Genomic DNA, 13114 nt, shown 5'->3' on the forward strand with positions numbered 1-13114 from the left:
GGCTCAGTTCCCCCGCATCTTGAAATCGGACGGATCGACCGCGACACCCGCCGCGATCAGGTCTTCGAGGCAACGCGGGCGCAGGCCGGTCGCGGTGAACTCGCCCTCGATCACGCCATCGGCGGAGGTGCCGGTTTTGCGGAAGGTGAAGATGTCCTGCATCATCACGATATTGCCCTCCTGCCCGGTGATCTCGGAGATCGAGAGCACCCGGCGGCGACCGTCGGACATGCGCGCGATCTGCACGACGATGTCGAGGCCGGAGGCGATCTGCGAACGGATCGCGTTGAGCGGCATGTCGAGGCCGATCATCGTCACCATCTGCTCGATCCGCCCCAGAGCGTCGCGTGCGGAATTGGCGTGGACCGTGGTCATCGAGCCGTCATGGCCCGTGTTCATCGCCTGCAACATGTCGAAGGCTTCCGAGCCGCGCACCTCGCCGACGATAATCCGGTCGGGGCGCATCCGCAGCGCGTTCTTCACCAGATCGCGCTGGATCACCGCGCCCTGCCCGTTCGGATTGGACGCGCGGGTTTCCAGCCGCACCACATGCTCCTGTTGCAGCTGCAATTCGGCGGCGTCCTCGATCGTCACGATCCGCGTACGCGGGTCGATGGCGGCCGAGATTGCGTTCAGAAGCGTCGTCTTGCCCGAGCCGGTGCCGCCAGAGATCAGGATATTCTTGCGGGCATGCACCAGCCCGTGCAGGAACCGCGACGCAGCCCCCGTCATCATCCCGGTCTCGACAAGCCGCTCCATCGTGTAGGGTTGGCGCGCGAATTTGCGGATCGACAGGCTCGGCCCGTCAATCGCACAGGGCCGGATGATCGCGTTCACGCGGCTGCCGTCTTCGAGACGCGCATCGACCCAAGGGTTGCTCTCGTCGATCCGGCGGCCCACCCGCGAGACGATCTTGTCGATGATCCGCAGCAGGTGGCGTTCGTCGCGGAAGCGTACCGCCGTGCGCTCCAGCACGCCGTGACGCTCGACGAAGACGCGGTTGCAGCCATTGACGAGAATGTCGTTGATCGACGGATCGGCCAGCAGCGGCTCCAGCGGGCCGAGCCCCAGCACCTCGTTGAGAAGTTCGTCGACCAGCGTCTTGAATTCCTCCGCGCGCAGCGGGGTTTTCGCGTCGCGCAGCTCTTCGCTCACCAGTGCCGCCACTTCGCGGCGCAGCTCCTCGGGCACGACCTTGTCGAGCATCGACAGGTTGAGCCGATCCAGAAGCGCATCATGCAGGCGGCTTTTCAGCTCCAGCGCGCGCCGCTGCGCGTCTTCGTCGACCTCGGGCGCGGACGGTTTGGGCGTAACCTGCTGTGCGGCCATCTCGCGCGCGTCTTTCGGCGGGCTGCCCGCGTAGGGCTTGCCGAGCGGGATCACCTTTTCGGTCTCGGTCGGTTTCGACCCGCGATCCGTGAAATTGCGAAACATCTCGTGCTCCCCCTCAATTCATCCGGGCCGCGCTCTGTGCGAGCCGCCCCTTCGCCAGACCGGCAATCGCTTTCGACAGCGCAGAGCGCCGCCCGATCCGCGCAAGAGGCACGCCGCGATCGGCAGCCTCCTTGGCGGCACGCGGGTCATCGGGCAACCAGTGGCTCAGATCGCGATCGAGCGCCTTCGCCGCCTCCTGCTGCACCCGCGAGCGCATCAGCGGACGGCTTTGATGGTTCACGACCACCTCGATCTCCAGCGCGAGGTTCTCCTCGTGATAGGCGTCGATCAGGCGGCGGGCCTGCTGCAGCGAAGGCACCGCGAGATCGGTCACCAGATACATCAGCGACGCGCGCGCCAGCACCGGCGAGACCCAGTCGATCAGCGCATGCGGCAGATCGACGACGACGTAATCGCAGCGCGCCTGCATCAGGGTGATGAGTTCGGTGACCTGATCGGCCCCGAGCGCACCGAGCGGCGCGAAAGCGGCGGGGGCGCAAAGCACTTCCAGCCCGTCTTTCGTATGCTGGAGCGACTGATCGAGGAAGGTCTCGTCCGGCACCGCCCCACTGCGCGCCATGTCGTAGAGCGCCGGGCTCGGATCGAGATCGAGGAAACCCGCGACCATGCCGAATTGCAGATCGAGGTCGATCAGCCCGACGCGGCGCGGTGCCTGGCCTTTCTTCACCCCTTGGGCGGCCAGTTGATGGGCGAGATTCACCGCCAGCATCGTGGCCCCGATCCCGCCGCGGCTGCGCGCGACCGCGATGACCTGGCCCTCTTCGTCGGGCGCTCGCGCATGCGTCAGACGCTCGGCCTCGGCAGAGAAGGTCAGTCGACGTTTGGCGGGCGCGGCAAGGTCGCGCGCGCTCGGCTCGGGCACCAGGAATATCGGTTTGGTTCTACGGGTCATTTCATGTCTCCCCTTGCTTTAGCTTCCCGCGCCCTGCGCGAGATCCTCGCCCGGCATCGACGTGCTCATGCTCGGGAAGGCGATATCTGCATCAAGATCTTCATTGGCGGTGCCGGTCACGAGCCCCACCAGCGCGCCCAGCGGCGTCGCGAACTGGAAGCTCACATTCTGCAATTCGACGGTGACCATCGGCACATAGGGCCCGCCGAGAAATCCAAGCTCGGAATCGTAGGAATAGCTGAAGGACAGGTTCGCGGCGGTCGAGCCGTTGGGCAGCGCCGGGGCGACGATCGGCCAGATCTCGGCCACGGTCGCATTCGTCGTCGCACCCGAGCAGCTCACCGTGGTGGGCGCCGCGCAGACCCAGCTCTTGGCGCTGCAATTCGTGCCGAATTGCGGCTCGGTCTCGTCTTTCGGCGTCACGCCGCGCTCGTTCGTCTCCGGCACGCCGGCACATGCAGCCGGACGCACCGCTGCCAGCCGCGCCGCGACCTGCAACCCGCGCTGCATGTTCACGTAGTGAAAGGCCAGACGCCCGAAATCGAGGAGCCCGAAGAACACCAGAAGGTAAAGGCCGAACACCAGCGTGAACTCGACAAGGGTCGCGCCCTCCTCGTCGCGCAGGAAGCGGCGCAGTGCGCGCGCGTGATATGCGAGAGGCCCGGTCATGAGCCGAAGACCCGATTCTGGTCGGCGATCGTCGTGGTGACGGTGCCGAGCGTCGTGGGTGTAATGAGGGTGAAGAGACCGGCGAAGGGGAAGGTGATCGTGACATTCGCCGCCACTTCGACGATCGGCGCATCGCCGAAACGATAGCTGCCTTCGATGCAATCGAGGCTCGGCACGACCGTCGTGACGGTGATCCCGCCCCCCAGAACGCTGCCGCCGGTGATCGCGTTGCCGACGATATTCGCGAGCGTCGCCGCCTGACCATCGACGCTGCCGCCGGTTTCGCAGATGCTGCGCGGGGTGATCCGGGCGAGGTAGCGGCTTGCATCGCGCACGCCGCCGATCACCGTCTGATAGGCAAGAAACATCCGCCCGCTCTCGATGATCGCCGCGAAAAGGATGAGCATCAGCGGCAGCACCAGCGCGAATTCCACCAGCTGCGCGCCCTCATCGTCGCGCCAGATCCGGCGCGGGGAGCGGAGGCGATATGCGCGAAACCACCGCATCGCGCTCACCGGTAAAGCTGGACGACGTCGCGGACCATGCCGCCCGTGCCCAGCTCCTCTTGGTCGCCATTGCTGGCGGATCCGATCACTTCGCCCCAGATATCCATCGTCGGCGGGCTCGATCCGTCCTCGCCCACCGGTTCGGTCAGGAAGACTTTGACGAATTCCTTGACCGGCACGTTCGTCGCCGCGCCCTTGATAACCGTGCCCGTCTCCGCGCTGCAATCGATGCCCGCGACGATCAGCACGCGGCGGTCGGCATTGGGGGCGGCCGCGGGCGCGCAGCTCGGCAGGCCCGTCTCGGCGCGTCCCGAGAGGATGTCGCCGCCAGCTGCAGCCGCGATCTCGGCAAGATAGAGGTCATAGCGGGTGTCGGCATCCGCGAAAGGATCCGTGGCACCCTCCGCCGTGATGTCGATGCCATAATTCTTCTGCATGTAGGTGATGCGGCCTTGCGACCAGTCACCATCGCCGAAGCGACCGCAGGGCTCAGCGGCCCCCTCCAGGAAGCAATCGTCACGCGGCAGGCCGACCGTATCGGGCGAAAGCTCTTCATTTTCCTTGATGCAGGTGTTTTTTCCGCCGCCATTCGACGTGGTGCCATCCTTCCCGCTCGGATTGGCGGCGACGATCCCCTTGATGACATTAGGCGCAGGCGCATAATCGGGATCGTTGCTCAGCCCGTTCATGATCGACTGATACATGTCGAAGCGCACGTTGAAGATCGCCGCATTGCGCCCTTCCTTCTGGCCCGGTTCAAGATCGACGCCGCGCTGGTTGAAACATTGGGTGATCTTGCTGACGGCGCCGAGCAGGCAGGCGTCGAGCTGTGCGCCGGATTTCTTGGCGCAAGGCCCCTCGTCATCGATTTTCGCGCCGTTCGGATCGAGGAACCCGAAATCGCCCGGCCCCCAAGCGGCGTCGCCGCCCCCGCCCGAGCGCAGCAGGATCATCTGTCCGACATCCTTCTCGGCATCGAAGCCGGGCGGGACGCAGAACATCAAGGGCGTGACGTCACAGGCCAGGATTTCGAGCCCCGCGACCGCCTGAGCCGCGGCCGAGCCGTCGAACGCGTCATAGCCGCCCATTGTCGTGAAGGCGGCTGCGAAAACGCCCTGAACTTCGCGCTCATCAACATCGACGCGCACGAAGGCGGCCTTCGCCGGATCGGTGGTCACCGCGTTTGTCGCGTCGTTATCGCTGTCCGGCAGGGCGCTGAGATAGGTCAGGGTCACATCGTTCGCAGCCCCCAGCACCTGCGAGCCAGTCGCGAAAGTCTGGCTGTCGACGATGAGTTGCGCGGCCGCATTTGCGCGGGTGATCGCGTCGGAATTGCCGTCAAGTTCGCCCGCCGCCGCCAGCGCCACCGAATCCGCGAAGGATTGCAGCTCCGAGCGGGTGCTGCCGAGCCGCCCCAGATCGAAGGAGAGCGCGACCAGACCGAGCACCACCACGAGGCTCATCCCGAAGAAGACGAGGATCGTCCCGTCTTCCTCTCGGGCGAAACGCCGGATGCTGTTCTGGATGCGCCCCATCGACCCCGCGCCTCACTTGATCGTCGTATGGGTGACTTCCGTGCCGCGCCGGATCGTCACCGTGCGCACGGGCGTGGGTTCGAGCTTGTTCGCGGACCGCTCGCTGAGAATATCGGCCAGCCCGATCGAGGGCAGCGGATCGCTCTCGGCCTCGTCGAGCGTGCGCAGCGTCAGGCTGAGCGTGCCCGCTTTCTGCGCCAGTGCGAGGCGTTGTCCCTGATCGGGCGAGACCTCGACGGTGACAGTGCGCGCTACGCCGGGGGTTTTCACCTTCTCATCGGCTTCCTGATCGACCCCGATGACGCGGACGTCCTGAAGGATCGTCACGGTCTTGAGCGACTCGTTCTTGCCGCGCGTCATCATCACGTCGACGCGGTCGCCCGGTGTCACGAAACCACCCACCCCGCTCGTGGCGTTGACCTCGATCGCCATGGCGCGGCTGTTCGGTCCGAGGGTCTGAACGATGGTGACCTTCTCGCCGTAATTCGAGACCTTGGAGGCGAGGATCAGCTCGCCCTGCGCGATCTCGGCACGGGCGCGGCGCGGCTCTCCGCCCGTTTCGGGCAGGAGGGCTGCGTAATCGGTGAAGACCCCCGGCGGCAGCGCCTCTTTCGGCCAGGAGATCGAGGTCAGCTTCTGCGCCTCGATGGTCTGGCCGAAGGGAATGTTCTGTGCAGCGGCGAGTACCTCGACGAGGCCTTCGCGCTCGGCGGCGAGGTCGCGTTTGTATTTCGCCTCGAAGAAATCGCGCGCCAGGTAAGCCGAGCCACCTGCCACGGCGAGTCCTGCGGTGAAGGTCAGCAAAGATGCGATACGCATGGCACTCTCCGTTTCGTGGAATGGAAAAGATATTGGCGGCCCGCCCCCAATCGCGAACCGCCAGATAAGTTTAGCCGCCAGTCATGATGGTCGTGGCGCTGGTCATTTGAGTTTCCACGGCATCGCCAAGGGCAGTGTAGACGGTGCCCGCGATTGCCAAAGCGATGGCCAGCGCGAGACCGTATTCGACGACGGTGACGCCCTCTTCGTCCTTCTTCAGACGACGCAGCGAAGCGAGTTTGAACAGTTTCATGGTCTTTCTCCGTTTCTGAAATGCCGGCCCACCCCGGCGTTTAAATCTGGCCCCGTGTCCCCTGTTGAGCCGGGCAGCCAAGATTCAGATTGCGCGCGTTTTGACGTGGCGGCATCGGTTCAACGTCGCGAAATCACAACCATGGATTGTATTTCTTGGCAGCGATGCCGAAATCTGGACGCCAGATACGCCGTTTGGAGGAGCGACCACCCAGCAGCGCCGCTCTCGCGACTCGGCTTGAGGCGCGCGATTTTCGTCTTGTTTCGGAGGTTTGACGCGTGCGGCGGAACGATGCCGTTCAGGACGCTACACCGTTCGAGCTACAGGCCGCGCACGGTTTCGGTGACAGAGGCACCGGAATCTTCGGCAGCCCCGAAGCGGGACTGCCGTTTTCGCGAGATGTGAGAGCGGACGGCTTGGACGCCCAAACCTCAGCCGGGCAGCGCGTCCACGAGCTGCGCGAAGTGATCGCCGCGTTTCTCGAAATTCGGATATTGGTCGAAGCTGGCCGCTGCAGGCGCCAGCAGGACCGTATCGCCCTCTTCGGCATCGCGGGCGCAGGCGGCGACGGCGGCTTCCATCGTCTCGCAAATCTCATGCTCGACCGCCAGTTCCAGCGCGAAATCGCGCGCGGAATGGCCGATGAAATAGGCCTTCTTCACCGCGCCAAGATGTTCGGACAGCGAGGCCACCCCGCCCTCCTTGCCCAGACCGCCCGCGATCCAGCGGATGTTCGGGAAGGCTTCGAGCGCCTTCGCGGCGCTGTCGGTGTTGGTCGCCTTGGAGTCGTTGACCCAGCGCACCCCACGCTTCTCGGCGACGGTCTGGCTGCGATGCGGAAGCCCGGCGAAAGAATGGAACGCCTGTTCGATCACGCGTGGCGCAATCCCCAGCGCGCGCACGGCAGCATAGGCCGCGCAGGCGTTCTGGTGGTTATGCGCACCGGGGAGCCCCGTGACATCACGCAGGTCGATCGAGGCCACCTGCTTGCCCTTGCGCCATTCGCTGAGGAACCCTTTGCGCGCATAGACCGACCACCCCCAATCCCCGAGCTTGCGCGCCGAGGAGACCCGGATCAGCCGGTCATCGTTGCGACCCATCATGATCTGATTGGCGAGATAGACGCCCTCGGGCTCGTCGACGCCGATCACCGCGCGATCCGGGCCGCCTTCCGCGAAAAGACGACGCTTTGCCGCGAAATAGCCGCCCATGCCCGCGTGACGGTCGAGATGGTCAGGCGAGAGATTGGTGAAGACCGCGATGTCCGGCGTCAGCGCGCGCGCCAGGTCGGTCTGATAGGAGGACAGCTCCAGCACCACGACCTCGCCATTCTCGGCGGGTTCCAGATCGAGCACGCCGCGCCCGATATTGCCCGCCATCTGCGTCGGGCGCCCGGCCTCTTCCAGAATGTGATGGATCAGCGCCGTCGTCGTGGATTTCCCGTTCGAGCCTGTGACGCAAATCGTGCGCGGGGCCTGATCGTAGCGCATGAAATCATCGGTCGCCCAGGAGGCGAAGAACAGGCCGATATCGTTATCGACGGGCACGCCCGCCTCCATCGCCGCCGAAATCACCTGGTTGGGCTTGGGATAGAGATGCGGAATGCCGGGAGAGACGATCAGGGCCGCGACCTCCTCGAAAGCGCCGTGGCGCGTCAGGTCACGGCAGCTATAGCCCGCTTCCTCGGCGCGGGCGCGGCCCTCAGGGCTGTCGTCCCAGCACAGCGGCTCGGCCCCGCCTGCGCGCAACGCGGCCGCCGTCGCCAGACCCGAGCGCCCGAGCCCGAGCACCGCCACCTTCTGTCCGTCAAAGCCCTGCACCGGGATCATCGGTCTCTCCTGTCGCCTCGCGCAAGGGCAGCGGGGCCGCCTCGCGTCTTCGTCGTTCTATCACGTCGTCCTATCACGGGGGCCAGCCCCCGTACCCCCGGGATATTTGAACCAATACGAAGGGGAAAGGGGGAACGCAGCGCGCAAGTCGCCGGACATGCAAAAACGGCGCGCACGGAGGGGAGGATCCGTGCGCGCCGCAAAGGGTCTTCTAGCGAAGATCGTTAGATTACGACTTCTGGTCTTGCTGCTTTTCGAGCGTCGAGAGAATGTCCGACAGGCTCGCATTGAGCATCAGCTTGCCCGAGCCGACTTCAGAGGCCGGAACGGTGATCTTGAACATCGAAACGGTCGTGTCGAGCGTCTCGTCGGTGCGGACATAGACTTCGTCGCTGTCGCCCATGTTCATGACTTTCTCGATCGTACCGACCGCGGCGCCGTCCGAGGACACGACGGCATCGTTAACGCCGGTCTGGACCTTGTTGCCGACGATGCCAGCATCTTTGTTCAGCTGGTTCTCGGCGGGAATCGACTCTTCGCCATTCGAGGTCTGGTCGGTCATGGCAGCGCCGACCTTTTCGTCTGCGACGCCAGCGGTGTTGTTGACATCACCGCCCGAGGTTACGTTGACCGCGGGTGCGGTGCCGTCGGAGCTCTGGTCATTCGGAACGATCTGCATCTTGTAGTCGACCAAGCCATATTGGCCATTTTCGGACGAGCCACCGGTGGTCACGCCGTCTTCAGCGCTGGCAACAGTGCCCAGCGACAGCGTGGCAGCGAGAGCAGTCGTCGACAGAATAATGTTGAACTTGCGGGTCATCGGGTTCTCCTCGTTAAAACTTTTACGACGTCTCGCGTCGCGGTTCGGGGAGACAACCAGTGGATTTCGCTTTGGTTCGCTCAAATAAAGGTGACGTAAACCAAGGGCGCCGCGGTGGAACCGCGACGCCCTTTTGCGACTTCGCGCGCACCCGCATACGCGCTAAATAAGAGGTATACGGGAAGGAATTCTCAGCGAATTTTCAGCGTCGCCAGACCGATCAGCGCGAGGATCAGCGAGATGATCCAGAAGCGGATGACGATCTGCGGCTCCGACCAGCCCTTCTTTTCGAAATGGTGGTGGATCGGAGCCATCAGGAACACCCGTTTCCCGGTGCGTTTGAAATAAGCGACCTGGATGATCACCGACAGCGCCTCGACCACGAAGAGGCCGCCCACGATACCGAGGACAATCTCGTGCTGGGTGCAGACCGCGATCGCGCCGATCGCGCCGCCAAGCGCAAGGCTGCCGGTATCGCCCATGAAGACCGCAGCCGGCGGGGCGTTGTACCACAGGAAGCCCAGACCGCCGCCCATCAGCGCCGCGGTGAAGATCACTAATTCGCCCGAACCGGGCACGAATTGCACGCCCAGATATTCGGTGAAGTCGGTGCGGCCCACGACATAGGCGATCGCGCCCAGCGTGCCCGCGGCGATCATCACCGGCATGATCGCGAGCCCGTCGAGCCCGTCGGTGAGGTTCACCGCATTGGCCGCGCCGACGATCACGATCATCGCGAAGGGGATGTAGAAATAGCCGAGGTTCAGCACGAGGTCCTTGAAGAACGGGATCGACAGACGCCCTTCCAGATCGGAGGGGTGCAGATACCATGTCAGGAGCGACGCGAGCAGCGCGAGCAGGAAGCCGAGCGCGAGCCGCGCCTTGCTGCTGACGCCTTTGGTGTTCTGCTTGGACACCTTGGCGTAGTCATCGGCGAACCCGATCGCGGCATAGCCGTAGGTGACCATCAGCACGACCCAGATATAGCCGTTGTCGAGCCGCGCCCAGAGAAGCGTCGACACCAAAAGGGCCGTCAGGATCAGGATGCCGCCCATCGTGGGCGTCCCGGCCTTGGAGATATGCCCCTCCGGGCCGTCGTCGCGGATCGGCTGCCCCTTGCCTTGGGTGCGCCGCAGGATGCCGATCAGCCAGGGGCCGAAGATGAACCCCACCAGAAGCGCCGTGAAGAAGGCCCCGCCCGCGCGGAAGGTGATGTAGCGGAACAGGTTGAAGACGCCCCCGCCATCCGAGAGGTCAGTCAGCCAATACAACATTAGTCTTTTCCCTTATGGGCCTCGGCCGCGCCGGGCTGGCCGAGTTTTTTCAATACGCTCACGACGACGCTCACCTTGGAGCCTTTGGATCCTTTGACCAGAACGACGTCGCCGGGGTCGATCAGGTGGCGGGCGCGCTCTGCCAGCTTGTCCGCCTTTTCATACCATTCGCCGCGTTTGGCGCGCGGAAGCGCTTCACGGAGCGCCGCCATGCGCGGTCCCGCGAGATGCACGAGGTCTATCTTCGCCATGGCGGGGTGATCGGCGATGGCCGCGTGCAGCGCCGCCTCGTCGTCGCCCAGCTCCAGCATGTCGCCGAGGATCGCGATGCGGCGCCCTTTCGCGGTGCGCCCCACCCCGTCGCGCGGCTTGGCGCCTGCCAGAACCTCGAGCGCTGCCGACATCGAGGCCGGGTTCGCGTTGAACGCGTCGTCGAAGAGATCGAAGCTCTCGGCCTCGTCCACCACATCCATATAGACCCGCTCGCGCTGGCCACGCCCGGCGGGGGGCTGCCAGTTGCCCAGATCCATCGCGGCAATGGTCGGATCGCAGCCCGCAGCTTCGGCCAAGGCAAGCACGCCGAGCGCGTTATTCGCGAAATGCCGCCCCGGGGTCATCACCTTGAACAGGATCGACGTGCCGTGGTGATCGGCCTGAACGACGGTCGCGTCGCCCGCGATGCGGGCGTCGATCAGACGGTAATCCGAGCCCGGCTCGGGACCGAAGCTGACCATGGTTCCGGCCTGCTGGGCGGCCTTGCGCAGAATGTCGGACACCTCAAGGCCGGACGGCACAATCGCAGTGCCGCCGTCGATGAGCCCCTCGAAGATCGATGCTTTCTCACGCGCGATGCCCTCGATGCTGTCGAAAGCGGCCAGATGGGCCGGCGCGACGGTGGTGATCATCGCAGCATGGGGCTGCGCCATTTTCGCCAGTGGCGCGATCTCGCCCGGGTTGCTCATGCCGATCTCGATCACGGCAAAATCGGCATCCTGCGGCAGGCGCGCCAGCGTGATCGGGACGCCCCAGTGATTGTTGAAGCTCGCCTCGGCGGCGTGAACCGTGCCTTGGGCGGAGAGGACGGCGCGCAGCATCTCTTTGCTCGACGTCTTGCCGACGGAACCGGTCACGGCGAGCACGCGGGCCCGCGCCCTCGCGCGCCCTGCCCGTCCCAAAGCCTCTAGGCCTGCGAGGACGTCATCCACGATCAGCAGCGGATCGTCCTTCGAGCAGCCCTCGGGGATGCGGCTGACCAGCGCCGCCGCTGCGCCCTTGTCGAGGGCCTGACGCACGAAGTCATGGCCGTCGCGCACATCCTTGAGCGCCACGAAAAGATCGCCGGGGTGGATCGTCCGGGTGTCGATGGAAATCCCGGTCGCGGCGAAGGGTTGCGTGGCTTCGCCACCGGTCGCGGCGGCCGCGTCACTCGAGGTCCAGAGAACGGCCATCAGATTTTTCCGTCCAGCGCGGCGACGGCGACCGAGGCCTGCTCGGCATCGTCGAAGGGATAGGTGTCAGAGCCGATGATCTGACCGCTCTCGTGGCCCTTGCCCATCACCAGCAGTGCATCGCCCGGCTGCAGCAGATCGACACCGCGCAGGATCGCCTCGGCCCGGTCGCCCACTTCCATCGCCTTGGGCGCGCCTTCCAGCACGGCGGCGCGGATCGTTGCGGGGTCTTCCGAACGCGGGTTGTCGTCGGTGACGATGACGATATCGGCGTTCTCAGCCGCCGCCTGCCCCATCAGCGGGCGCTTGGTCGCGTCACGGTCCCCGCCCGCGCCGACGATGGCGATCAGGCGGCCCATCACATGCGGGCGCAGCGCCTTGAGCGCGGTCTGCACCGCGTCGGGCGTATGGGCGTAATCGACGAAAACCGTCGCGCCATTGTCGCGGGTGGCGGCCAGTTGCATCCGCCCGCGCACGGTGGAGAGCTTCGGCAGCGTCGCGAAGACGTCCTCGGGGTCTGCGCCACAGGCGATGGCGAGCGCCGCCGCCGTGAGCACGTTCATCGCCTGGAATCCGCCGATCAGCGGCAGGCGGGTCATCTGCGTCCAGCCTTCCCACGAGAAACGCACATCCTGCCCGGTCGCGTCAAACCGCTGGCCGAGGATCTGCATCTCGCATTGCTCGGTATGGCCGATCCCGATCAGCTCCTGACCCCGCGCGGTGATATAGCGCGCCAGTTCCTCACCCTTGGGATCGTCGAGATTGATCACCGCCGCCCCGTCTTCGGGCAGGACCCGGGTGAAGAGCCCGGCCTTGGCGGCGAAATACTCCTCGAAGCTCGCATGATAATCGAGGTGATCTTGCGTGAAATTCGTAAACGCGGCCGCCGAGAGCGTCACGCCATCCAGCCGGCGCTGCGCCAGCCCGTGGGACGAGGCCTCCATCGCGGCATGGGTCACGCCGACGGCCGCCATATCCGAGAGCAGGCGATGCAGGGTGATCGGTTCCGGCGTGGTATGCGGCGACGGGGCGGAATAGCTGCCTTCCACGCCGGTCGTGCCGATATTCGCGGCCTCGAACCCCATGAGCTGCCAGATCTGGCGGGTGAAGGTGGCCACCGAGGTCTTGCCGTTGGTGCCGGTCACCGCGATCAGGGTCTCGGGCTGGCGCTCGAACCACAGCGCCGCCGCGAAGGCCAGCGCCTGACGCGGATCTTGCGTGATGACGATGGCGGTGTCGGTGCCTTCAAGCGCCTCGCGCGCGGCCTTCTCGCCCGCGCGATCGGTCAGAACGGCGGCCGCGCCCATGCGCAATGCGTAGGGGATAAACTCGGCCCCGTGGATCTGCGTGCCCGGCAGCGCCGCGAAAAGATGGCCCGGCTTGACCTGCCGACTGTCGACCGACAGCCCCGAGATCGCGCAGTCTGCGCCTTGCAGCGGCGTCAGCCCCAATTCGCTCAGCATTTTGGTGCCCGCAGCCATCGTATCCGTCCTTCATTCAGCTTGCCGCACTTATCCGGCGACGCGTCTGCGAGGTCAAGGCGACAGGCCCTGCCTCCGGTCTCTTTGCGCGAGTTCATGCGCGTGGCGTGAGACCCGCTGCCAGCCCGGAAAG

The 13114-nt window shown here is 65.2% G+C and carries 12 protein-coding genes; all 12 read right to left on the reverse strand.

Annotation, left to right across the window (positions count from 1 at the left end; translation table 11 throughout):
- Positions 1 to 3: 3 nt before the first annotated feature.
- A complete protein-coding gene (locus ACZ7GB_RS02015; protein ID WP_274963689.1) occupies positions 4 to 1434 on the reverse strand; it encodes a CpaF family protein in 1431 nt (476 codons plus the stop codon).
- Positions 1435 to 1447: 13 nt separating this feature from the next.
- Entirely contained in the window at positions 1448 to 2347 is a 900-nt protein-coding gene (locus ACZ7GB_RS02020) for an AAA family ATPase (RefSeq protein WP_472157501.1), read from the reverse strand.
- Positions 2348 to 2365: 18 nt separating this feature from the next.
- Positions 2366 to 3016 (reverse strand): TadE/TadG family type IV pilus assembly protein, encoded by a 651-nt coding sequence (locus ACZ7GB_RS02025; protein ID WP_472157502.1) that lies wholly within the window; start codon positions 3014 to 3016, stop codon positions 2366 to 2368.
- Positions 3013 to 3522 carry a TadE/TadG family type IV pilus assembly protein gene (locus ACZ7GB_RS02030; RefSeq protein WP_472157503.1) on the reverse strand — a complete coding sequence of 170 codons (510 nt, stop codon included), beginning with the start codon at positions 3520 to 3522 and terminating at the stop codon, positions 3013 to 3015. The genes ACZ7GB_RS02025 and ACZ7GB_RS02030 overlap by 4 nt, the downstream gene beginning before the upstream one ends.
- A gap of 5 nt (positions 3523 to 3527) precedes the next feature.
- Positions 3528 to 5057 (reverse strand): pilus assembly protein TadG-related protein, encoded by a 1530-nt coding sequence (locus ACZ7GB_RS02035; RefSeq protein WP_472157504.1) that lies wholly within the window; start codon positions 5055 to 5057, stop codon positions 3528 to 3530.
- Between the two features lie 12 nt (positions 5058 to 5069).
- A complete protein-coding gene (gene cpaB / locus ACZ7GB_RS02040) occupies positions 5070 to 5876 on the reverse strand; it encodes a Flp pilus assembly protein CpaB (RefSeq protein ID WP_472157505.1) in 807 nt (268 codons plus the stop codon).
- 70 nt (positions 5877 to 5946) lie between these two features.
- A complete protein-coding gene (locus ACZ7GB_RS02045; RefSeq protein ID WP_078599334.1) occupies positions 5947 to 6129 on the reverse strand; it encodes a Flp family type IVb pilin in 183 nt (60 codons plus the stop codon).
- A 431-nt stretch (positions 6130 to 6560) separates the two neighbouring features.
- On the reverse strand, positions 6561 to 7958 hold the full coding sequence (gene murD, locus ACZ7GB_RS02050; protein ID WP_078570219.1) for a UDP-N-acetylmuramoyl-L-alanine--D-glutamate ligase: 1398 nt from the start codon (positions 7956 to 7958) through the stop codon (positions 6561 to 6563).
- Positions 7959 to 8187: 229 nt separating this feature from the next.
- Positions 8188 to 8778, reverse strand: a complete 591-nt coding sequence (locus tag ACZ7GB_RS02055) for a hypothetical protein (protein WP_472157506.1) — start codon at positions 8776 to 8778, stop codon at positions 8188 to 8190.
- A 191-nt stretch (positions 8779 to 8969) separates the two neighbouring features.
- Positions 8970 to 10052: a phospho-N-acetylmuramoyl-pentapeptide-transferase gene (mraY, locus tag ACZ7GB_RS02060; RefSeq protein WP_078519467.1), complete on the reverse strand. Its 1083-nt coding sequence runs from the start codon at positions 10050 to 10052 to the stop codon at positions 8970 to 8972.
- A complete protein-coding gene (locus ACZ7GB_RS02065) occupies positions 10052 to 11500 on the reverse strand; it encodes a UDP-N-acetylmuramoyl-tripeptide--D-alanyl-D-alanine ligase (protein WP_472157507.1) in 1449 nt (482 codons plus the stop codon). Before ACZ7GB_RS02065 ends, mraY begins: the two co-directional genes overlap by 1 nt.
- Entirely contained in the window at positions 11500 to 12981 is a 1482-nt protein-coding gene (locus ACZ7GB_RS02070; protein WP_078546540.1) for a UDP-N-acetylmuramoyl-L-alanyl-D-glutamate--2,6-diaminopimelate ligase, read from the reverse strand. Before ACZ7GB_RS02070 ends, ACZ7GB_RS02065 begins: the two co-directional genes overlap by 1 nt.
- Positions 12982 to 13114: the final 133 nt, after the last annotated feature.

This window comes from Thioclava sp. PTB-PU3-1, from assembly GCF_055666785.1.

Coding starts and splice junctions, on each gene's coding strand:
- ACZ7GB_RS02030 (WP_472157503.1), bottom strand. CDS start 3,522: ATGCGGTGGTTTCGCGCATATCGCCTCCGCTCCCCGCGCCGGATCTGG.
- ACZ7GB_RS02070 (WP_078546540.1), bottom strand. CDS start 12,981: ATGGCTGCGGGCACCAAAATGCTGAGCGAATTGGGGCTGACGCCGCTG.
- mraY (WP_078519467.1), bottom strand. CDS start 10,052: ATGTTGTATTGGCTGACTGACCTCTCGGATGGCGGGGGCGTCTTCAAC.
- ACZ7GB_RS02045 (WP_078599334.1), bottom strand. CDS start 6,129: ATGAAACTGTTCAAACTCGCTTCGCTGCGTCGTCTGAAGAAGGACGAA.
- ACZ7GB_RS02055 (WP_472157506.1), bottom strand. CDS start 8,778: ATGACCCGCAAGTTCAACATTATTCTGTCGACGACTGCTCTCGCTGCC.
- murD (WP_078570219.1), bottom strand. CDS start 7,958: ATGATCCCGGTGCAGGGCTTTGACGGACAGAAGGTGGCGGTGCTCGGG.
- ACZ7GB_RS02020 (WP_472157501.1), bottom strand. CDS start 2,347: ATGACCCGTAGAACCAAACCGATATTCCTGGTGCCCGAGCCGAGCGCG.
- ACZ7GB_RS02035 (WP_472157504.1), bottom strand. CDS start 5,057: ATGGGGCGCATCCAGAACAGCATCCGGCGTTTCGCCCGAGAGGAAGAC.
- ACZ7GB_RS02025 (WP_472157502.1), bottom strand. CDS start 3,016: ATGACCGGGCCTCTCGCATATCACGCGCGCGCACTGCGCCGCTTCCTG.
- ACZ7GB_RS02065 (WP_472157507.1), bottom strand. CDS start 11,500: ATGGCCGTTCTCTGGACCTCGAGTGACGCGGCCGCCGCGACCGGTGGC.
- ACZ7GB_RS02015 (WP_274963689.1), bottom strand. CDS start 1,434: ATGTTTCGCAATTTCACGGATCGCGGGTCGAAACCGACCGAGACCGAA.
- cpaB (WP_472157505.1), bottom strand. CDS start 5,876: ATGCGTATCGCATCTTTGCTGACCTTCACCGCAGGACTCGCCGTGGCA.